19 protein-coding genes are annotated in these 20,857 nt (G+C 68.6%); 6 read left to right on the forward strand and 13 right to left on the reverse strand.

Translation table 11 applies throughout. From position 1 onward, the window contains the following. Nucleotides 1–92: 92 nt before the first annotated feature. Both SPHME3_RS0116430 and SPHME3_RS0116435 read left to right on the forward strand, forming a co-directional pair. On the forward strand, nucleotides 93–2,459 hold the full coding sequence (locus tag SPHME3_RS0116430) for a DUF3772 domain-containing protein (protein ID WP_018251092.1): 2,367 nt from the start codon (nucleotides 93–95) through the stop codon (nucleotides 2,457–2,459). A 42-nt stretch (nucleotides 2,460–2,501) separates the two neighbouring features. Continuing rightward, nucleotides 2,502–3,893 (forward strand): FAD/NAD(P)-binding protein, encoded by a 1,392-nt coding sequence (locus SPHME3_RS0116435; protein WP_017978265.1) that lies wholly within the window; start codon nucleotides 2,502–2,504, stop codon nucleotides 3,891–3,893. A 20-nt stretch (nucleotides 3,894–3,913) separates the two neighbouring features. Here SPHME3_RS0116435 and SPHME3_RS0116440 read toward each other — a convergent pair whose 3' ends face one another. From SPHME3_RS0116440 to SPHME3_RS0116450, 3 genes are all read right to left on the reverse strand, one after another. Beyond that, nucleotides 3,914–6,385 carry a TonB-dependent receptor plug domain-containing protein gene (locus tag SPHME3_RS0116440; RefSeq protein ID WP_017978264.1) on the reverse strand — a complete coding sequence of 824 codons (2,472 nt, stop codon included), beginning with the start codon at nucleotides 6,383–6,385 and terminating at the stop codon, nucleotides 3,914–3,916. 247 nt (nucleotides 6,386–6,632) lie between these two features. Next, nucleotides 6,633–7,085: a MaoC family dehydratase gene (locus tag SPHME3_RS0116445; protein WP_017978263.1), complete on the reverse strand. Its 453-nt coding sequence runs from the start codon at nucleotides 7,083–7,085 to the stop codon at nucleotides 6,633–6,635. Then, the gene (locus tag SPHME3_RS0116450; RefSeq protein WP_017978262.1) at nucleotides 7,085–9,046 is read right to left on the reverse strand and encodes an acetyl/propionyl/methylcrotonyl-CoA carboxylase subunit alpha; all 1,962 of its coding nucleotides are present in this window, start codon (nucleotides 9,044–9,046) and stop codon (nucleotides 7,085–7,087) included. Before SPHME3_RS0116450 ends, SPHME3_RS0116445 begins: the two co-directional genes overlap by 1 nt. A 248-nt stretch (nucleotides 9,047–9,294) precedes the next feature. Here SPHME3_RS0116450 and SPHME3_RS0116455 point away from each other — a divergent pair, with 248 nt between their 5' ends. Further along, nucleotides 9,295–9,711, forward strand: coding sequence for an endonuclease domain-containing protein (locus SPHME3_RS0116455; protein ID WP_017978261.1), 417 nt, complete (start codon nucleotides 9,295–9,297; stop codon nucleotides 9,709–9,711). Nucleotides 9,712–9,725: 14 nt separating this feature from the next. On the opposite strand, the gene SPHME3_RS0116460 is transcribed toward SPHME3_RS0116455, so the two are convergent. Beyond that, nucleotides 9,726–11,321: a carboxyl transferase domain-containing protein gene (locus tag SPHME3_RS0116460; protein WP_017978260.1), complete on the reverse strand. Its 1,596-nt coding sequence runs from the start codon at nucleotides 11,319–11,321 to the stop codon at nucleotides 9,726–9,728. Nucleotides 11,322–11,520: 199 nt separating this feature from the next. After that, nucleotides 11,521–12,648 (reverse strand): isovaleryl-CoA dehydrogenase, encoded by a 1,128-nt coding sequence (locus SPHME3_RS0116465; protein WP_051066244.1) that lies wholly within the window; start codon nucleotides 12,646–12,648, stop codon nucleotides 11,521–11,523. A 133-nt stretch (nucleotides 12,649–12,781) separates the two neighbouring features. On the opposite strand from SPHME3_RS0116465, the gene SPHME3_RS0116470 reads away from it, so the two are divergent. After that, on the forward strand, nucleotides 12,782–13,657 hold the full coding sequence (locus SPHME3_RS0116470; protein ID WP_017978258.1) for a LysR family transcriptional regulator: 876 nt from the start codon (nucleotides 12,782–12,784) through the stop codon (nucleotides 13,655–13,657). Nucleotides 13,658–13,757: 100 nt separating this feature from the next. Continuing rightward, nucleotides 13,758–14,771, forward strand: coding sequence for a bifunctional helix-turn-helix transcriptional regulator/GNAT family N-acetyltransferase (locus SPHME3_RS20245; RefSeq protein WP_017978257.1), 1,014 nt, complete (start codon nucleotides 13,758–13,760; stop codon nucleotides 14,769–14,771). A 74-nt stretch (nucleotides 14,772–14,845) separates the two neighbouring features. Here the strand turns inward: SPHME3_RS20245 and rplS are convergent, their stop codons facing one another. From rplS to SPHME3_RS0116495, 4 genes are read right to left on the reverse strand one after another with little or no spacing between them, the layout of a single operon-like run. Next, complete coding sequence (rplS, locus tag SPHME3_RS0116480) at nucleotides 14,846–15,238, reverse strand: 50S ribosomal protein L19 (RefSeq protein WP_017978256.1); 393 nt, start codon at nucleotides 15,236–15,238, stop codon at nucleotides 14,846–14,848. Between the two features lie 4 nt (nucleotides 15,239–15,242). Then, nucleotides 15,243–15,968 carry a tRNA (guanosine(37)-N1)-methyltransferase TrmD gene (trmD, locus tag SPHME3_RS0116485; RefSeq protein ID WP_018251093.1) on the reverse strand — a complete coding sequence of 242 codons (726 nt, stop codon included), beginning with the start codon at nucleotides 15,966–15,968 and terminating at the stop codon, nucleotides 15,243–15,245. After that, a complete protein-coding gene (locus tag SPHME3_RS0116490) occupies nucleotides 15,965–16,342 on the reverse strand; it encodes a type II toxin-antitoxin system VapC family toxin (RefSeq protein WP_017978254.1) in 378 nt (125 codons plus the stop codon). Before SPHME3_RS0116490 ends, trmD begins: the two co-directional genes overlap by 4 nt. Continuing rightward, a complete protein-coding gene (locus SPHME3_RS0116495) occupies nucleotides 16,339–16,602 on the reverse strand; it encodes an AbrB/MazE/SpoVT family DNA-binding domain-containing protein (protein WP_017978253.1) in 264 nt (87 codons plus the stop codon). Before SPHME3_RS0116495 ends, SPHME3_RS0116490 begins: the two co-directional genes overlap by 4 nt. Nucleotides 16,603–16,634: 32 nt before the next feature. Here SPHME3_RS0116495 and SPHME3_RS0116500 point away from each other — a divergent pair, with 32 nt between their 5' ends. Continuing rightward, nucleotides 16,635–17,582: an NAD(P)/FAD-dependent oxidoreductase gene (locus SPHME3_RS0116500; protein ID WP_017978252.1), complete on the forward strand. Its 948-nt coding sequence runs from the start codon at nucleotides 16,635–16,637 to the stop codon at nucleotides 17,580–17,582. Between the two features lie 146 nt (nucleotides 17,583–17,728). On the opposite strand, the gene rimM is transcribed toward SPHME3_RS0116500, so the two are convergent. From rimM to ffh, 4 genes are all read right to left on the reverse strand, one after another. Next, nucleotides 17,729–18,241: a ribosome maturation factor RimM gene (gene rimM / locus SPHME3_RS0116505; protein WP_017978251.1), complete on the reverse strand. Its 513-nt coding sequence runs from the start codon at nucleotides 18,239–18,241 to the stop codon at nucleotides 17,729–17,731. Next, a complete protein-coding gene (locus SPHME3_RS21420) occupies nucleotides 18,195–18,347 on the reverse strand; it encodes a hypothetical protein (RefSeq protein WP_167509783.1) in 153 nt (50 codons plus the stop codon). Before SPHME3_RS21420 ends, rimM begins: the two co-directional genes overlap by 47 nt. Nucleotides 18,348–18,432: 85 nt before the next feature. After that, on the reverse strand, nucleotides 18,433–18,846 hold the full coding sequence (gene rpsP / locus SPHME3_RS0116510) for a 30S ribosomal protein S16 (protein ID WP_017978250.1): 414 nt from the start codon (nucleotides 18,844–18,846) through the stop codon (nucleotides 18,433–18,435). Between the two features lie 40 nt (nucleotides 18,847–18,886). Continuing rightward, complete coding sequence (gene ffh / locus SPHME3_RS0116515; RefSeq protein ID WP_017978249.1) at nucleotides 18,887–20,383, reverse strand: signal recognition particle protein; 1,497 nt, start codon at nucleotides 20,381–20,383, stop codon at nucleotides 18,887–18,889. Between the last annotated feature and the right edge of the window lie 474 nt (nucleotides 20,384–20,857).

The following is a 20,857-nucleotide window of genomic DNA, read 5'->3' on the forward strand; positions in this document are numbered from 1 at the left end:
CCGTCCCCTCTTCGACTAGGCAGCGGGCTTCGCAACGCGTGGGAGCTGGCGGCTTGGGCAGGGTGATGAGGGCGGTGGCGCAGGTTTGGGCGATGCTGCTGCTTGCCCTGGCGATGCCGGCGCTGGCGCAACCCTCCCCCGTCGACACCGCGAGCCGCGAACTTGCCGGGGCGGAGACGGATCTTGCCGCGGTCGATTCGGCACTCGATGGCAAGGTCGATCGGGCCGGCCGGGCCGATCTGCGCACGCGGGCGCTCGCTGCACAAAGTGACGCGCGCGATGCGGCGGATCAGCTGCGCGGGCAGCTGGCGCTGGTCGATGCCCGGATCGCCGGGCTGGGGCCGCCCGCCGCTGGCGTCACCGAGGCGCCCGACATTCGCGCCGAACGCAAGGCGCTGGCGCAGGCGCGCGATGCGCTCGATTCGAAAGTGAAGCGCGGGCAGCTGATCGCGGTGGAGGCCGGGCAGCTGGTCGCCGAGATTGACGAGGCGCAGGCGGCGGAAATCGGCCAGCGCATTTCGGTCCGCTCGCCCTCCCCCGTCTCGCCCGCGTTCTGGGAGGAACTGCTCTCCGCAATGCCGCGCGATGCACGCCGGGTCGCGACGCTGATGCGGCGCGAATGGTCGCAGGGCGATGTCGCGCTGCGCGCGGGCAAGCCGTGGACCGCTTTGCTCGGCGCGATGCTGGCGCTGCTGCTGCTGTTCCCCGTGCGGCAGCGGCTGCGCGGGATCGGCCAGCGCTATCTGGTCAGCGACGCGCCGGGCCACCGCGTGCGACGATCGGCCAATGCGATGTGGCGGGTGCTGATCGGCACCGCGATGCCCACCGCCGCCGCGTTCGTGCTGGTACAGGGGTTGCGCTGGGCGGCGCTGATCGCCCCCGCCTGGAGCCAGCTGGCCGACGCGCTGATCGGCGCTGCGGGCTTTTCGGGCTTCACCGCCGCGGCGGGCGCTGCCTTCCTGATGGCGCGTCAGCCATCGTGGCGGGTGGTGCCTCTGACCGATGCGGTCGCGACCGCGCTGCGTCCGACGGTCTGGGTGTTCGCCACGCTGACCTTCGTCGTCATCCTGCTGGATGCGTTCAATACGGCGATCGGCGCCAGCCCGCCCGTATTGCTGGCGTCGCAGGTGGCGGAGGCGATCGCCAATCTGCTGCTGATCGGCGGCACGCTGCTGGTGATCGGGCGGCTGCGTGCGCGCGCTGCGGCGAATGGGGCGGATGCGCAGGAGGCGGCGACCAGCGTCGGCGTCGGCGCGGCGACGGTGGCGCTGTGGCTGGTCGTCACGGGCGCGGGGCTGGCGCTGCTGGCGGGCTATATCGGGCTGGCGGCGACGGTGTTGCAGTTCGTGCTGTGGGCGACGCTGCTCGGCATCTGCACCTATCTGCTGATGATCGTCATCGACGATGTCGCGACCAGCCTGTTTCAGCGGGACAGTCGCGTCGGCACGACATTGCGCCACGGCGTTGGCGTGGGCGGCAGCGCGGTGGACCAGTTCGGCGTGCTGCTGTCCGCCGCGCTGCGGCTGGCGATCCTCGCCATCGCGTTGGGGCTCTTGCTGTATCCGTTCGGAGCGGGCTTCGGATCGGTCCTCGACCGGCTGAGCGGGCTGGCGCGCGGCGTGCAGATCGGCGGCATCGCGATTTCGCCGGGCAGCATCCTGCGCTTCATCGCCGTGCTGGCGATCGGCCTGTTCCTGGTGCGGCAGTTCATGGGCTGGCTCGACCAGCGCTACCTGCCGACCACCGACCTCGACGGCAGCGTGCGCAATTCGATCCGGCTGGTCGCGCGCTACGTGGGCATCGCGCTGGCGGTGATCTGGTCGCTCGCCTCGCTCGGCATCGGCATGGAGCGGATCGCGCTGCTGTTGTCGGCGCTGTCGGTCGGCATCGGTTTCGGCTTGCAGGCGATCACGTCCAACTTCGTGTCCGGCCTGATCCTGCTCGCCGAGCGGCCGATCAAGATCGGCGACCTGATCCGCGTCGGCACCGACGAGGGCGACGTGAAGCGGATCAACGTCCGTTCGACCGAGATCGAGCTCGCCGATCATTCGACGCTGATCGTCCCCAATTCGGAGCTGATCACGAAATCGGTGCTCAACAAGACGCTGAGCGCGCCGCTGGGGCGGATCCAGGTGCAATTCACCGTGCCGATCGAGGCGGATGCCGATCGCGTGCGCGAACTGGTACTGGAAACGTTCGCGGCGGAACCGGCGATCCTGGATACGCCCGAGGCCAAGGCGTTCATCGACGGGATCGCCGACGGGCGCGTGCGCTTCAACTGCTTCGCGCATGTCGAAAGCCCGCGCGCGGCATATAGCGCCCGCAGCAACGTGCTGATCGTCCTGCTGCGGCGGATGCGCGAGGCGGGGATCGAGCTTGGCACGGTGCCGCAGAAACTGGAACTGGTGTCCGCACTCCCCGCCCCCGAACCGGCCGCGGCCGAGCCCAGCGCGCCCTGACCGGCTTGCCCGGCACTGGCGAAGGGGATAGCGCTCCGCCCCATGACCAGCCTGCCGGACTGCCCGCCCGCCCCGCCGTCGAGCCACGAGCACGTCGTCATCGTCGGCGGCGGCTTTTCGGGGACGCTGTTCGCGATCAACCTGCTGCGCCACGAAGGGCCACGCGCGACGCTGATCGAGCGGCGCCCCCATCAGATGGCGCGCGGCGTCGCCTATAGCGCGGCACATGCCGAGCATCTGCTGAACGTGCGTGCCGGCAACATGAGCGCGCTGCCCGACGACCCCGGCCATTTCGTGCGCTGGTTGGAGGCGGAGGGACTGGGCGATGCCAAGACCTTCGTCTCGCGGCGCATCTATGGGCGCTATCTGCGCGGGTTGCTCGACGCGGCGATGGCGGCGCATCCGGGGCGGATCGCGCTGGTCGAGGGCGAGGTGTGCGCGATCGATCGCAGCGGCGGGGGCGTGACGCTGTCGCTGCAGAGCGGCGAGGCGATTGCAGCGGATGCGGCGGTGCTGGCGCTGGGCAACCTGCCGCCGCACACGCCGGGCGGGCTCGATCCGTCGGCGCTCCCGGCGGGCTGCTATCTGTCCGATCCCTGGGCGGGCGACATTGCGGCGGAGCTGACCGACGCCGATCGCGTGGTGTTGATCGGCAGTGGGCTGACCGCGATCGATGCGGCGCTGACGCTGGAGGCGGCGGGGTTCCGCGGCGAGATCCTCGCGCTGTCGCGGCGCGGGCTGTCGCCGCGGGCGCATGCCGACCTGCCGGGGCAGCCGGGGTTGCGCGAGAAGCCGGCGGGGACGCTGTCGGCGCTCGTCCGCCATGTGCGGACCCGCGCCGCAGCGATCGGCTGGCGCGCCGCGGTGGACGAGCTGCGCCCGGTCACGCAGCTGATGTGGGGCGCGGCGGATGCGGTGACGCGGGCGCGGTTCCTGCGGCATGTGCGGCCGTATTGGGACGTGCATCGGCATCGGCTGGCGCCCTCGATCGCGGCGAAGATCGATGCGCTGGTCGCGGAGGGGCGGTTGCGCTTCGTCGCGGGGCGGATCGTCGGGGCCGAGGCGGAGGGCGGTGGCGCCTTGCTGACCTGGCGACCGCGGGGCAGCGCGGGAACCGAAACCACGTCAGCGCGGCGGATCGTCAATTGCACCGGGCCGCAGGGGGATCTGCTGCGATCCGAGGAGCCGCTGCTGCGGCAGCTGATCGCTGCGGGGCTGGCACGTCCCGACAGTTTGCGCATCGGGCTGGACGTCGACCACCAGTCGCAGGTGATCCATGCCGACGGGACGGTCGATGACCGGCTGTTCTGCATCGGGCCGATGACCCGCGGCGACCTGTGGGAGGTGGTCGCGGTGCCCGATATCCGCCAGCAGAACTGGACGCTGGCGCGGCGGTTCGCGCATGCGCAATGGGTGGGGGGCGAGGGACTGTAACGTCCCCCGCCTCTCCCTGCTTACCAGTTGATGCCGACGCGGGCGTACAGGTAGCGGCCGTTGAACCCGAACGGCGAGTAATAGGGGAAACCCAGCACGCCGGTGGAGTTGTTCGCGGCGATCTGGCGATCCGGGTAGACGTCGAACAGATTGCTGACGCCGAGGCCGATCTGCGCGCCCTTGGGGGCCGAATAGCGCAGCTCGAAATCGGTGATCGCATGCTGGCCGGTGTGGACGTCGGCAGTGCCGCTCGCCAGCGTACCCGGCTGGTTGACGTCGCCATAATAGGTCACGCGGGCGAGCGCGCCGAGCTTGTCGAGCGACCAGTCGATCGTGCCGGTGATCTTCTCGCCCGGCGTGCCCTGTTCCAGCGTCAGGATACGGCTGCGCGCGAACAGCGTGGGTGCGGGGTTGAGCGTCGCGGTCGAGGTGGGGACGCGGGTCACGTCGATCTTGTTGATGTTGCCCGCCAGCGTGAAGTCGAACGCGCCGGCGCTTTCCGTGCGCCAGCGATAGTGGGCGACGGCGTCGATGCCCTTCGTCGTCGAGGCGAGGCCGTTGATGAAGAAGCGTGCCGCCGAAAATCGCTGGTCTGTACTGTTAAGCAGATCTGCAACCTGCGTGCTAAACGTGCCAGGAATATTCTCCGACAGGCCGATCTGGTTGCGGATGCGGATCGAATAGGCGTCGACCGTCAGGTCAAAGCCGCCAGCGCGGATCACCGTACCGAGCGAGATGTTGGTCGACTTTTCCGCCTGCAACGGCCGCCCGCCGAGCGCGACGCCGACCGGATCGGTCGACGGCACGGTGCCGGTCAGGATCGGCACGCCGTTGGTGACGACCGAGGCGACCTGGGTGAAATATTGCTGTTGCAGCGACGGGGCGCGGAAGCCGGTCGAAATGGTGCCGCGCAGCGCGAACCAGGGCGCGACGTCGTAGCGCGCCGAGAATTTGCCGTTGGCGGTGCTGCCGAAGTCCGAATAATCCTCGGCCCGGCCGGCGAGACCGATCAGCAGCGCATCGGTGAGCTGCGCTTCGAGGTCGAGGTAGACGCTGCCGCTGCGGCGGTTGCGCTTGGTGGCGTTGCGGGGGGCGAAGCCGCCGAAGCCCTGCGCGCCCGGTGCCGACCCGGCGACCGCATCGGTCGCACCGGCCGGGTAATCGTAGGAGGCGCGCTCGCCCGGCGTGATCTTATAACCTTCGCGGCGCCCCTCGATGCCGAAGGCGACGTTCAGCGACTGGAAGACGTCGAACTTGCGGGTGACGTCGAGGCCGGCGACGTACTGGTCGTAGGCGACCGCGCCGTCGTAGAAGTTGCGCGGGGTGCTCGACCCATAGGCGTAGTTCGCCGAATTCAGCGTGCGGAAGTCGACGGTGTTGCGGCCATAGCTCAGCGACAGATCGACGTCGAAGTCCGACACGGTGCCCCGCAGGCCGATCGCCGAATTGATATCCTTCGACTTGGTATTGATGATCGGCAGGAAGCCGTTGGGATAGCCGGCAAGCGTCAGCTGGGTGATCGTCGCGGCGCTGGCATTGTCGGCGCGGATGCGCGGGAAGGCGGCGCCGCGGGTGTCGCGGTCCTGATAGCCGCCGAAGGCGTACAGCTTCAGATTGTCAGTCAGCGAGGTGCCGGCGTTGACGAAGCCGGTGAACTGTTCGACCTCCGGGTCGCCATAGCGGCCGGTGACGCGGGTCGGCGTCACGCGCGGATCGAAGTCGGCGCGGTTGGTCGGCTGGCGCTTGAGGTACTCGCCCGAGACGGTGACGAAGCCATCGCTGCCGAAGCCGATGCCCTGCCAGGCCGAGGCAGTGACGGTGTGTTCGCCGGTGACGTGGCGGCTGCCGCGTGCCGTATCGACCTGCGTGTCGTAGAAGCCGTAATTGACCTGCGCGCCGCCGCCCGAGCGGGCTTCGCGAAGGCGGAGGTTGACGACGCCGGCAATCGCGTCCGAGCCGTACTGCGCCGAGGCGCCGTCGCGCAGCACCTCGATCCGGTCGAGCGCCACCGTCGGGATGGTGTTGAGGTCGACCGCCGCCGAACCGCGGCCCACGGTGCCGTTGGTGTTGAGGTTGGCGGAGGTGTGGCCGCGGATACCGTTGATGAGCACCAGCGTCTGGTCGGGCGACAGGCCGCGCAGCGTCGCCGGGCGGATCGCATCGGTCGCGTCGTTAGCGGAAGGCCGCGGGAAGTTGATCGAGGGGGCGACGGTGGCGAGCGCCGTCGCAAGTTCGGTGGTGCCCTGCCGTTGCAGGCTGGCGCCGCTTAGAACGTCGACGGGGGCGACGCTGTCGAGGCGGCTGCGGCCGGCGGCGCGGGTGCCGGTGACGATGATGTCCTGGCCCCCATCTGGATTATTGGCATCAGCGGTCGAGGCGGCGTCGGCGACGGGGGCCGATTGGGCGGCTTCAGTCTGCGGTGCGGCTTGCGGCGCTGCCTGGGCAAGCGCTGCGGCGCTGGCGGCGGCGAGGAGTTCGCTGATGATGGTCACGGTTCAGCCCCTTTTGGAATCGTTGCGCTGGGTAGCGGATGGGGCGGGATAGCCCATCGATCCGGTGGATGAACCGCAAGAAAAACTTTGCTGCGGTGCGATAGGGGGTTCTGCTCTTTCTACGTCACCCCGGACTTGTTCCGGGGTCCACCGGGCCGCGAGGGGACGGCAAGAGGCTCCGGCCATCCCCCTCGCCGCAGAGTGGACCCCGGAACTAGTCCGGGGTGACGGGTGGTTGGGGCGGGCGTTACGCCCCCTTTCGCTTCAACAACGCCGTCCGCAGGCACTGGCACACCGGTTCGTCGCGCTGGTTGAGGAGGATGTGGCGGAAGGTGACGAGGCCGGCGTCGGGGCGGGACTTGCTGTCGCGCAGTTCCACGACTTCGGTTTCGGCGCGGAGCGTGTCGCCGATGAAGACCGGCTTGGGCATCACCAATTTGTCGTAGCCAAGGTTCGCGACCAAAGTACCGAGCGTCGTGTCGCCGACCGACAGGCCGACCATCAATGCGAAGGTGAAGGTGCCGTTGACGAGGATCTGGCCGAACTCGCTTGCCTTCGCCGCTTCGGCGTCGAGGTGGAGCGGCTGCGGGTTGTGCGTCATGGTCGAGAACAGGAGGTTGTCCGTCTCGGTCACGGTGCGCCGGATGTCGTGCGTCAGGCGGTCGCCGACCTGCCATTCGTCGTAGAAGCGACCGGCCATTATTGCTCTCCCTGCGGTTCGATGCGGACGAGAAGCGTGCCTTCGGGCACCTGCGCCTCGGGCGTGGCGGTGAGGTCTGCGACCACGCCGTCGAAGGGGGCGGTGAGGCTGTGTTCCATCTTCATCGCCTCCAAAGTGACGAGGCGCTGGCCCTTGGTGACGGATTGGCCGGCGGTGACATCGACCGCGATGATGCGGCCGGGCATCGGCGACAGGATCGCGCCATCCCCTGCCCCGCCGGCCGCGGCGGCGGCGGCACGATAGGGGGTGATTTCCCACGTCTGGCCGCCTTCGGTGACGAGGAGGCGGTCGGGGGCCACCACATCCGTTCGCCCTGAGCCTGTCGAAGGGCTGGTTCCCAAACGCGAACCGGTCGCTTGGGGGGAGCCGCCCTTCGACAGGCTCAGGGCGAACGGGAGTTTGGGGTGCCGGGCGAACGGGGGTGAGGCGGGGTGGCTAAAATCGACCTCCACCGGCTCCCCCGCCACCGACAGCATCGCCACCTGGCGCGGCGCGGCGTTGAGGCGGAAGCCCGGCAGCGGTTGCGGGCCGGCGAGCGCCTGGGCGGCTTCGACCAGCACCTCTTCGCTGGGCAGCGCGGGCGGCATCAGCGCATCGCCTTCGCGGGCGATGAGGCCGGTGTCGAGGGTCGCGGCGACGAAGGCGGGGTGGTCGAGCGCCTCGACGAGGAAGCCCGCATTGCTGCGCAGCGGCCAGACGATCGCGGCGTCGAGCGCGTCGGCGAGCGTTTCGCGCGCCTCTTCGCGGGTGTCGCCATGGGCGATCACCTTGGCGATCATCGGATCGTAATAGGGGGTGATCGTCGCGCCCTGTTCCACCCCGGTATCGACGCGCACGGTGTCGCCGAGATCGAAGGCGTCGAGGCGGCCGATGCTGGGGAGGAAGCCCTTGGCCGGGTCTTCGGCATACAGGCGCGCTTCCATCGCGTGGCCGTGGATCGCCAATTGATCCTGACGGCAGGGCAGCGGTTCGCCGCTCGCGACCCGCAACTGCCATTCGACGAGGTCCTGGCCGGTGATCATCTCTGTCACGGGATGCTCGACCTGGAGCCGGGTGTTCATCTCCATGAACCAGATGCGGTCGGCGTTCAGGCCTTCGCTGGCGTCGGCGATGAATTCGATCGTGCCGGCGCCGACATAGTCGACCGCCTGCGCGGCGCGGACGGCGGCGGCGCAGACCGCCTCGCGGGTCGCGGAGTCCATGCCGGGCGCGGGGGCTTCCTCGATCACCTTCTGGTGGCGGCGCTGGAGCGAGCAGTCGCGTTCGAACAGATGGACGACGTTGCCGTGGCTGTCGCCGAACACCTGCACCTCGATATGGCGAGGGCTCAGCACGTATTTTTCGAGCAAGACGCGGTCGTCGCCGAACGAGGCCGCCGCCTCGCGCTGGCAGCTAGCGAGCGCTTCGGCGAAATCGGCGGCATCATCGACACGGCGCATGCCCTTGCCGCCGCCGCCCGCCACCGCCTTGATGAGGACGGGATAGCCGATCGCATCGGCCTCGGACCGGAGGCGATCGGGCGACTGGTCTTCGCCGAGATAGCCGGGGGTGACGGGTACGCCGGCGGCGATCATCCGCGCCTTGGCGGCGTCTTTCAGCCCCATCGCGCGGATGCTGTCGGGATTGGGGCCCACCCAGATCAGGCCCGCGTCCTGCACCGCCTGCGCGAAGTCGGCGTTTTCGCTGAGGAAACCGTAGCCGGGGTGGATCGCCTGTGCGCCGGTGGCTTGCGCGGCGGCGATGATGCGCTCGCCGATCAGATAGCTTTCCGCCGGGCGCGGGCCGCCGATCGCGACGGCTTCGTCGGCCTCGCGGACGTGCAGCGCGGTCGCGTCGGCGTCGGAATGGACCGCGATCGTGCGGATGCCGAGGCCGCGCGCGGTGCGGATGATGCGGCAGGCGATCTCGCCGCGGTTGGCGATGAGCAGCGATTCGATCACGGGGCGCTCCGGGGGAAATGTTGCTGGAAGTGGACGAAGTGGAGGGTACGTCGTGTCCCGGACACCGGGGGCTGCGGGGGCGAGAAACGTACCGGGGTGTGCGAGGCAGGGGCGAGGAGCGCGGCCATGCGCTATCGCCATACCACAGGCGGGAGCGTGTAGGACAGCGTCATCCGGCCTCCCCCTATCCTCCCCGAGCTTGTCTCGGGGAGGGGGACCATGCGAAGCATGGTGGAGGGGCCTGCCCGATGCTCGACAAACCGGGACGGACAGTGCGCCACGCGCGCCAGTTGCGCCGCGCGATGACGGTGCCCGAGGTCGCGTTGTGGTCGGTCTTGCGTGCGCGGCCTTCGAGTTTGAAGTTCAGGCGACAACATCCGGCGGGGCCGTTCGTCCTGGATTTCTACTGCGCGGCGGCGCGGCTGGCGGTCGAGGTCGATGGCGAGGCGCATGATCGCGGCGATCGGCCGGAGCGTGACGAGCGGCGGGATGCGATTCTGGCGGTCCATGGGATCGAGACGTTGCGGGTGTCTGCACGCGAGGTGCTGCGCGATCTGGAGGCCGTCGTCCGGCTGGTGGTGGCGGCCGCACAGGTGCGCATGCCCCTCCACCACCGGCCTGCGGCCGGCGGTCCCCCTCCCCAAGCGGCGCTTGGGGAGGAATAGGCGGGTCCCGGCGATCACATCCGGAACACGCCGAAGCTGGGCCGCTCCGAGATGGGGGCGTTGAGGCAGGCGGCGAGACTGAGGCCGAGGACGTCGCGGGTCTGCGCGGGATCGATGATGCCGTCGTCCCACAGGCGCGCGGTGGCGTACCAGGGGTTGCCCTCGTCTTCGTATTTGGCGCGGACGGGGGCCTTGAAGGCTTCGGCCTGTTCGGGGGTCCAGCTGTCCGCGTCCCGGTGGACGGTGGCGAGGACGCTGGCCGCCTGTTCGCCGCCCATCACGCTGATCCGGCTGTTGGGCCAGGTGAACAGGAAGCGGGGCGAATAGGCGCGGCCGCACATGCCGTAATTGCCCGCGCCGAAGCTGCCGCCGATCAGGATGGTGATCTTCGGCACGCTCGCCGTGGCGACGGCGGTGACGAGCTTGGCGCCATGCTTCGCAATGCCTTCCGCCTCATACTTCCCACCCACCATGAAGCCCGAAATGTTCTGGAGGAACAGCAGCGGGATTTTGCGCTGGCAGGCAAGTTCGATGAAATGCGCGCCCTTTTGCGCGCTTTCACTGAACAGCACGCCATTGTTGGCGAGGATGGCGACGGGCAGGCCGTGGATGGTGGCGAAGCCGCAGACCAGCGACGTGCCGTACAGCGCCTTGAATTCGTGGAATTCGGAGCCGTCGACCAGGCGCGCGATCACCTCGTGGACGTCGTACGGCGCACGGACGTCGTCGGGGATCAGGCCGTAGAGGTCGTCCGCCGGGTAGAGCGGGGAGCGCGCCGGGGCGATTTGCGGGCCGGTCTGTTCGGGCAGCGTCGCGACGATGTCGCGGACGATCGACAGCGCGTGGTCGTCGTTTTCGGCAACATGGTCGACCACGCCCGAACGGCGGCCGTGCGTGTCGGCGCCCCCTAAGTCTTCGGCGCTGATGACCTCTCCGGTCGCGGCCTTCACCAGCGGCGGGCCGGCGAGGAAGATCGTCCCCTGCCCGCGGACGATGATCGTCTCATCGGACATGGCGGGGACATAGGCGCCGCCCGCGGTGCAGCTGCCCATGACGCAGGCGATCTGCGGGATGCCGAGCGCCGACATGTTCGCCTGGTTGAAGAAGATGCGGCCGAAGTGATCGCGGTCGGGGAAGACTTCCGCCTGATGCGGCAGGTTGGCGCCGCCGCTGTCGACGAGGTAGATGCACGGCAGGCGGTTTTCCTGCGCGATTTCCTGGGCGCGCAGGTGCTTCTTCACGGTCAGCGGGAAGTAGGTGCCGCCCTTCACCGTCGCGTCGTTGCAGACGATCATGACCTGGCGGCCCGAGACGCGGCCGATGCCGGCGATCATGCCCGCGCCGGGGACGTCATCGTCGTAGAGGCCGTGGGCGGCGAGCTGGCCGATTTCGAGGAAGGCGCTGCCGGGATCGAGCAGGCGTTCGACGCGATTGCGGGGAAGCAGCTTGCCGCGGGCGGTGTGGCGCTCGCGGGATTTGGCGTTGCCGCCGAGGCCCGCCGTCGCGACGTCGGCGCGCAGGCGGTCGGCGAGCGCGCGGTTGTGCGCGGCGTTACGGGCGAAGGCCTCGCCGTCGCGAGCGACGGTGGTGGGGAGCGTGGGGCCGGTCATGCGGGGGCTCCGGCGGAAGGGGCGCGGCGGATTTGACGATCCTCCCCCGCCAGGGGGAGGTGGCGCCGCGAAGCGGTGACGGAGGGGGAGGACAGGGTCTCGCCGCGTTGGAGAGGACGTCGCCGCCCTCCCCCTCCACCATTCGGCTTGCGCCGAACGGTCCCCCTCCCCCTTGCGGGGGAGGAGTGCATGACCCCGATCACTGCGCCACCTTCGGCGCGGCGCCGATGAGTTCGCGGCCGATCAGCATGCGGCGGATTTCGTTGGTGCCGGCGCCGATGTCGAGCAGCTTGGCGTCGCGCATGAAGCGCTCGACCGGCCAGTCCTTGGTGTAGCCGGCACCGCCCAGGGCCTGGATCGCCTCCAGCGCGACCTTGACCGCATTTTCGCTCGCCAGCAGGATCGCGCCGGCGGCATCGAAGCGGGTGGTCTTGCCGGCGTCGCAGCTCTTGGCGACGGCATAGACATAGGCGCGCGCCGAGTTGAGCGCGACATACATGTCGGCGATCTTGCCCTGCATCAGCTGGAATTGGCCGATCGGCTGGCCGAACTGTTTACGATCGCGCACGAAGGGTACGACCACGTCGAGGCACGCCTGCATGATGCCGAGCTGAATGCCGGCGAGCACCGCGCGCTCGTAATCGAGGCCGCTCATCAGCACGCCGACGCCGCCGTTGAGCGGCCCCATGATCTGTTCGGCGGACACGTAGCAATCGTCGAACACGAGTTCCGCGGTCGGCGAGCCGCGCATGCCCATCTTGTCGATCTTTTGCCCGATGCTGAAGCCGGGCATCCCCTTTTCGATCAGGAAGGCGGTGATGCCGCGCGACCCCTCACCCGTCTTCGCATAGACGACCAGCGTGTCGGCGTACGCCGCGTTGGTGATCCAGAATTTGGTGCCGTTGAGGACGTAGCCGTCTCCTCGCGCCTCGGCGCGCAGCTTCATCGAGACGACGTCGCTGCCCGCGCCCGCTTCGGACATGGCGAGGCTGCCGACGTGTTCGCCGCTGATCAGCTTGGGCAGGTATTTCGCCTTTTGCTCCGCGTTCGCCCAGCGGCGGATCTGGTTGATGCAGAGATTCGAATGCGCGCCATAGCTGAGGCCGATCGAGGCCGAGGCGCGGCTGACTTCCTCCACCGCGACGACATGTTCGAGATAGCCGAGGCCGAGCCCGCCGTCGGCTTCCTCGACGGTGATGCCGTGCAGGCCGAGCTCGCCCATCGCGGTCCACAGCTCGGCCTTTGGAAACCAGTCGTCGGCGTCGATCTTGACGGCGAGCGGCGCGATCCGGTCGGTGGCAAAGCGCTGCGTCGAGTCGCGGATCATGTCCGCGGCCTCGCCGAGGGCGAAATCGAAATCGGGTGTCACATCCGCTCCTTATATCTTTGCACCCCTGCTACCACAGGCACGGGCGGCAGGGAAAATCGACAGCGGACGCGGCGACGTATAGATGACATCTATGATCGACCGCTATCTGATCCGCTATTGTCTTGGCGTCGTCGATCAGGGGAGCTTTTCTGCGGCCGCTGCCAGCGCGCGGGTGACGCAGCCGACGCTGTCGGCCGGGATCGCCAAGCTGGAGGCGCTGCTCGGCCAGCAATTGTTCGACCGCAGCGGGCGGCGGGTGCGGCTGACCGAGGCGGGGACGCGCTTCGTCGATCATGCCCGGCGGATCGAGGCGGAGTTCGCCGCCGCCGAACGCGCGGTCCAGGCGACGCCGCCGCATCGGCTGATCCGCATCGGCGTCGCGCCGACCGTCTCCACCATCGCGCTGGGCGCGGCGCTGGCGGCCGCGCGGGCCGCGGCGCCGGACGAACGGATCGAGATCGTCGAAGGGCGGACGAGCGAATTGCAGGGCAAGCTGGACCATGGTCGCATCGATGCGCTGCTCGGCCCCGGCGTCGCGCGCGATGGGGAGGACGTGCGGTTGTTCGAAGAAGGCTATGGCGTGGCGATGGCGACGGCGCACCCCCTCGCCCACCGCGCCAGTGTGACTGCGGAGGATATCGCCGGCGAGACGATGATCGTGCGGCGCCAGTGCGAGGCGTTGCCGCTGGTCAGCCGCTTCTTCACCGCGCGCGGCGTCCGCCCGTTCATGGCGGCCCGGACGGTGAGCGACGATCGCGCTGCGGCCTATGTGGCGGCGGGGCTGGGGATTACGGTGATGCCGTACAGCCTGCGCGCGCCGGGTGTGGCGATGCCCGCGCTGGCAGGGTTCGAGCTGACGCGGGTGGTGGGCGTACGCGTGCCGGCCGCGGCGCGGGCGCGGCTGGCGCCCAGCGGGGCATGGCAGGCGTTCGTGGCGGGGATGAGGCACGACACGGTGCCCGCCTGACGCAAACGGCGGGTCGTCTGGTCTTGGTGTCAGGTCACCCCTCCCCTTGCCAATTGCCTCGATCCAGGCATTCTATAGCCGGCTATAGAATGGAGGTGTTATGGACGGCGTGGTGGAGGGCAATCCGCATCTGTTTCTGGGTAGCCGGTTGAAGCGGCTGGGCGACCGGATGCAGGCGGATGCGGCGGCCTTTACCGGGCAGGCGGGCCTGTCGGTGCCGCCGGGGCTGTTTTCGGTGCTGGCGACGCTGGATGCGCAGACCGAGCTCAGCGTCGGCGCGCTCGCCAGCGCGCTGGGTGTTACCCAGCCTTCGATGACCAAGGCCGTGACGAAGCTGGCCGATGCCGGCTTGGTGGCGGTGTCTCGGCCGGCCGCGGACCGGCGGCAGGCCATCGTTACGCTGACCGAGACGGGGATACATGCGGTGGCGGTGGGGCGCAGATCGATCTGGCCGATGGTGGACGCCGCCGTGCAGGAGGTCACGCACGATCTGCCGGGCAGTTTCATCGCGCAGATCGCCGAGATCGAGCGCCGTCTGGACGCCCGATCGATCAGCGAGCGAGCATCCAGCAGGATCGCGGTGGACTTGCAGCCGGCCACCGACGACGCATTGCCCGCGATCGCCGCACTGCTGAACCGGGCCTATCGCGGTGCGGACAGCGGCGCCGGCTGGAACAGCGAGGCCGCGCTGATCGATGGCGACCGCACCACGGTAGCGCTGCTGCACCAGGAGCGGTCGGACTATCCCGACGCCACATTGCTCGTCTGGCGGTTCGGCGAGGCCATACAGGGGTGCGTATGGCTGAAGCCTGAGGGCGATGGCGATTGGTATCTTGGGTCGCTGGCCGTCGATCCGCGGCTTCAGAATGGCGGCGCGGGCCGGCGGCTGCTGGCGGCCGCGGAGGCATGGGCCCGGGCGCGCGGGGGCACCCGCATCCGCATGACCGTCGTCCACGTCCGAGACACGCTGATCGCCTGGTATGCGCGGCGCGGCTATCGCCCGACCGGTGACACCGAACCGTTCCCCTATGCCGACGAACGCTTCGGCCGACCCAAGCGCCCCGACCTGCATTTCATCGTGCTGACCAAATCGCTGGCAGAGGAGCGCGGGTAGCCGCGTCGCCCGCGCACGAAAAAGGGCGCGGGAGTTGCCCCCCGCGCCCTTTCCATGTCTCGCAACGCTGCGGATTACTCCGCGGCGGCGGTGCCCTTCGCGGGGCGCGTGTCGCGACGTTCGGCGATACGCGCCGACTTGCCGGTGCGGCCACGCAGATAATAGAGCTTCGCACGACGCACGGCGCCCTTGCGGACGACGTCGATCGAATCGATGTTCGGCGAATAGAGCGGGAAGACGCGCTCGACGCCCTCGCCGAAGCTGATCTTGCGGACGGTGAACGACGAGCCCATGCCCTTGTTCGACCGCGCGATGCACACGCCTTCGTAGTTCTGGACGCGGGTACGCTCGCCTTCGACGACCTTCACGCCGACCTTCAGCGTGTCGCCGGGACGGAATTCGGGGATCGCGCGCTTGGCGGTCAGCTTTTCGATCTGCTCGGCTTCGAGCTGCTGAATGAGGTTCATGACTTCAGTCCTTACGTCGCCGCGCGCCAGAGGGAGGTTGGACCCGAGCGCCCTCATGGCGCTCCCAAAGGTCCGGCCTCCGTAGCCGTGTATCGACCTCTGCCTGGTGTTGCCGCCAGGCCGCGATCTTCGCATGATCCCCCGATCGCAGCACTTCGGGGATCGTGCGCCCTTCCCATTCATAGGGACGGGTATATTGCGGATATTCGAGCAGCCCCGTTTCGAAGCTCTCGTCATCCCCGCTGGAAGGCGCGCCCATTACGCCGGGACGCAGCCGAATGCAAGCGTCGAGCAACACCAGCGCCCCCATCTCGCCGCCCGACAATATGTAGTCGCCGATCGAGACTTGTTCGATCTCGCGGCCCTCGAACAGGCGTTCGTCGAAGCCTTCGAACCGGCCGCACAGGATGATAACGCCGGGGCCGTTCGCGAGCGCGCGAACGCGGCTCTGGGTGAGCGGCGCGCCGCGCGGCGTCATGGCGAGGATCGGGCGGTCGTCGGCGACGCTGTCCACCGCCGCCGCCAGCACGTCGGCGCGCAGCACCATGCCGGCGCCGCCGCCCGCGGGCGTGTCGTCGACGGAGCGATGCTTGTCGGTGGCGAAGTCGCGGATCTGGACGGGATCGCAGGTCCAGCCCCCTTCCCTGAGGGCGCGACCGGCGAGGGATACGCCCAACGGGCCGGGGAACATCTCCGGGTACAAAGTGAGGACAGTGGCGGCGAAGGTCATTGGGTCCAGTTTTCGATTTGGAGGCCGGGAATGTCGGCGAAGTCGGCTTCGTTGTTGGTGACGATCGTCAGGCCGGTCGCCAACGCATGGGCCGCGATGAAGCGATCGAGCTTGCCGCGTCGGAACGGCACATCCGGGAAACGCCGGGCTTCCGGCATTCCGAAGGGCAGCGGCTCGATCACGGTCAGCAGCCGATCGAGCGCGACCTTCTGGTCATAATCGGTGATGCCGTACAGCGCTTCGGCGACGCACAATGTCGACGTCACGATCGTGCCCGGCTCGTGCTGCTGGACGCGATCCCGGAGAAGATCGCGTTCGCCGGCAATGAGATAGACGAGGATATTGGTATCGAGCAGAAAGCGCGGTGCGGTCATCGGCGAAGCAGCTTCCCGTCCCAGTCCAGCTCGCGCGGCGCCATGTCGAGCCGTTCGACCGGCTTGATCCCCGGACACGAGCCGTAGATGCCGGTGAGGTCGATCTTCTTCGGGACGACCGGCGCGGGTTCGACGATGAAACTGCCCCGCTCCTCGCGCAGCAGCATCTCGTCGCCTTCCTTCAGGCCGAGCGCCTTCGGCAGGCGCAGCGCGACCGAATTGCCCGATTTGAACACCTTGGCGCGATATTCGTTACCCATGCCATGCCTCCGTATAGACAGGATGTATATACATGACGGACGTGGGGCAAGGCGACGGTTCAGGGGACGACGGCGTGGACGATTGCATCATCATCGGCGCGGGGCCGGCCGGGCTGACCGCGGCGATCTATCTGGCGCGCTTTCATCTTTCCATTCGGCTGTTCGACAGCGGGTCGAGCCGCGCGGCGATGATCCCCTGTACGCGCAACCATGCCGGCTATCCCGAGGGGATTGCGGGCAAGGAGCTGCTGCGGCTGATGCGCGAGCAGGCCGAAAAATACGGTGCGTATCGCGAGGACAAGAAGGTCACGGCGATTGTGCCCGAGGGCGACGATTTCCGTATCGTCACCGATGATGGCGACTTTCGCGCGCGCACCGTGTTGCTGGCGACGGGCGTGGTGAACCACCGACCCAATATCCTGCCCGAGGTGCACGACCCGGCGCTGGAGCGCGGGCTGATGCGCTATTGCCCGATCTGCGACGGCTATGAGGTGACCGACAAGCGCGTCGGCGTGATCGGCACCGGCGACCATGGGATGCGCGAGGCGCTGTTCCTGCGCGGCTACACGCGCGACGTGACGCTGATCGCACCGGAGGCGGAACACGCGCTGGATGCAGCCTGCGCGGCGACGCTGGACGAGGCGGGGATCGTGCGCGTCGACGGCCCGTGTGGCGGCTGGGCGATCGAGGGCGACCGGATCGCGCTGGATACCGCGGGCGGGCGGATGGCGTTCGACAGCGTCTATCCGGCGCTGGGGTCGCGGATTCGGTCGCACCTGGCGATCGCGGCGGGCGCGCGGGCGAGCGACGAAGGATGCCTGGAGGTGGACGACCATCAGCGCACCAGCGTGGCCGGGCTGTTCGCGGCGGGTGACGTGGTGAAGGGGCTGGACCAGATCAGCCATGCGATGGGCGAAGCGGGCGTTGCCGCGACGACGATCCGGAATTTGCTGGCGGAGCGTGGGCGGCTTTGGCGGTGAGGTGATGGGGCGGTTTACCCCCCGTCACCCCGGACTTGGTCCGGGGTCCACTCCGCGGCGAGGGGGACGGCTAGAGGCTTTAACGACCCCCCGTGGCCCAGTGGCCCCCGGAACGAGTCCGGGGTGACGGGGGGTTTGGGGAAGCGTTACTCCACGAAGTCGGCGTTTACCGTCAGCGCGTTTGCGCTCCACTCCGGCACGGCGTCGGCGTTCATGGGGATCATGAAGCGCTTGCCGTTGGCGCGTTCGATTTCGAGCACGTCGCCGGCACCGAAATTTTCGACGAGCACGACGCGGCCCAGGTCTTCGCCCGTGGTCGACACGGCGGGCAGGCCGATGAGATCGGCGTGATAATATTCGCCCTCCCCCAGCGGCGGCAGCGCCGAGCGGGGGACGATGAGTTCGGTGCCGCGCAATGCCTCGGCTGCGTTGCGATCGGCGACTTCGGCGAAGCGGGCGATCAGGCCGTTGTTGCCCGATTGCGTCGACTTCAGCGTCAGCGCGCCGCCGTTGAAGCTCTTATAGGTGCCGAAATCCTCGGCGAAGACCTTGAGCCGCACCTGGCCGTTGACGCCATGCGCGCCGATGACGACCGCGAGAACGACGGGCGCGTCAGCCTTGGTCGGGTGATCCGTCGGTGCCTGCTGGGGCATCGTCATCCCCTTCTGCGGGATCGGTAGCGGAAACGCCCTCGTTGGGCGCGTTCACCGCAGCGTCCTCGAACGTCTCATCGGGCGCGGTGCGGGGATCGGGATCGATGGCCATGGTGCGTGAACCTCCTCGGGTAAGGACGGCTCAACGCACCAGTTTCACCTTCGATGCCTGCGCATCGGAGGGTCGGCCTCGAAGCTTACGCCTCGGTGGTCTCTTCGGCGGGAGCCTCTTCCGCCGGGGCGGCGGCAGCGGCGGCGGCCGCTTCTTCCTGCGCCTTCAGCTTCTCGGCACGCTCTTCGGCGCGCTCGGTGGCCTTTTCGCCCGGCTTGCCCTTGTTCGGGTTGTTGCGCGCCGCGCGCTCACGCACGCCGGCCTGATCGAGGAAGCGCGCGACGCGGTCGGTCGGCTGCGCGCCGTTCGACAGCCAGTACTTGGCGCGCTCGGCATCGAGCACGATGCGGTTCTCGGCGTCCTTGGCGAGCAGCGGGTTGTAGTTGCCGATCTTCTCGATGAACTTGCCGTCGCGGGGCGAACGGGCATCGGCGACGACGATGCGGTAATACGGGCGCTTCTTGGAGCCGCCGCGCGACAGACGAATGCTGAGTGCCATGGTAGTTAGTCCTTCGTTTTAATGCAGTTACAGTGTTCTGTTATTTCTTCTTGAGAAGGTTCTCGAAGCCGGGGGGCAGCTTGGGCATGCCGTCCTGACCGCCACCGAGGCCGGGCAGGCCCTTGGGGAGGCCGCCGCCCGCCTTGTCCATCATCTCGCCGAGGCCGGCGCCGCCGAGCGCGTTGCCGAGGCCGCCCATGCCGCCCTTGCCGAGCATGGCCATCATGCCCTTCAGCCCGCCCATCTTCTTGATCTTCTTCATGGCGGTGGACATTTCCTGGTGCATCTTCAGGAGCTTGTTCACCTCCTGCACCGTCGTGCCCGATCCCTTGGCAATGCGGATCTTGCGCTTGGCATTGATCAGCTCGGGCTTGGAGCGCTCCTTCACGGTCATCGAGCCGATCATCGCGTCCATGTGGATCAGCACCTTGTCGCCGCCCGCCTGCGCGAGCGCGCCCTGCGCCTTCTTCATCCCCGGCATCATGCCGGCAAGCGCGCCGAGGCCGCCCATGCGGCGCATCTGCGCGAGCTGGCCGCGCAGGTCGTTCATGTCGAACTGACCCTTTGCGAGCCGCGCGGTCATCCGCTCGGCGTCTTCCTGCTGGATCGACTCCGCGGCGCGCTCGACCAGGCTGACGACGTCGCCCATGCCGAGGATGCGGCCGGCGACGCGCGACGGGTGGAACGCCTCCAGCGCGTCCATCTTTTCGCCGGTGCCGGCGAACTTGATCGGCTTGCCGGTGACGGCGCGCATCGACAGCGCCGCACCGCCGCGCGCATCACCGTCCATTCGGGTCAGCACGACGCCGGTCAGCGGCACCTGTTCGGAGAAGTTGGTCGCGACGTTGACCGCGTCCTGACCGGTCAACGAGTCGACGACGAGCAGGATTTCCTGCGGGGTCGCGATGTCGGCGACCGCCTTCATCTCGTCCATCAGCGCCTGGTCGACGTGCAGGCGGCCGGCGGTGTCGAGCATCAGCACGTCGAAGCCCTGCAGCTTCGCCGACTGGAGCGCGCGGCGGGCGATATCGACCGGCTGCTGACCGGCGACGATCGGCAGCGTCGCGACGTCGATCTGCTTGCCGAGGGTTGCGAGCTGCTCCTGCGCCGCCGGGCGATTGACGTCGAGCGACGCCATCAGCACCTTCTTGCGATCGCGGCCCGACAGGCGCTTGGCGATCTTGGCGGTGCTGGTCGTCTTGCCCGAGCCTTGCAGGCCGACCATCATCACGACCGCGGGCGGCGTGACCGACAGGTTCAGCTCGCTCTCGTCCGCGCCGAGCATCTCGACCAGCGCGTCATTGACGATCTTGACGACCTGCTGCCCCGGCGTGACCGAGCGCAAGACGTTCTGGCCGACCGCCTCTTCGGTCACCTTGTCGACGAACTGGCGGGCGACCGGCAGCGCGACGTCAGCCTCGAGCAGTGCGACGCGCACTTCGCGCATCGCGGTCCGCACATCGGCCTCGGTCAGCGCGCCACGGCCGCGGAGGCGGTCGAATACGCCGCCAAGCCGGTCGCTCAGACTGTCGAACATCGCCTCAAATCCTCATCATACCACACAACGCAAAAGACGCCGGCGGGCGAAACCTCGCCGGCCAGCGTGCACCCGTGGGCGCGTCCTCGATCGCATTCCGTGGTGGAACGTGGGTGGGCGTGTAGGGGAAATGGGGCGTGGTGGCAAGGGGGCGGGGTTTGGGGGTGGCCTCACGGGCTTGATCCGGGGTCCCTCTACTTGCCGGCCGTGGGGAAGAAGCGGGACCCCGGCTCAGGGCCGGGGTGACGAGGGGTGGGTGTGGGGGGTGCCGATACCCCTCAGCCCACGTCATTCCCGCGGAGGCGGGAATCCATAACCTATGCCGTCGGCGATAGAAGCGCGAGGCCTGCCAGTCTGGATTCCCGCCTTCGCGGGAATGACGGGCTTTTTTGGCGAGGGCGTGCCCTACCCCTCGTCATCCCGGCGCGCGCCGGGATCCATGGTTGCGACGCATCTCGAGCGGGTGCGCAACGC

This window comes from Sphingomonas melonis DAPP-PG 224, assembly GCF_000379045.1.
Classification (GTDB): domain Bacteria; phylum Pseudomonadota; class Alphaproteobacteria; order Sphingomonadales; family Sphingomonadaceae; genus Sphingomonas; species Sphingomonas aquatilis.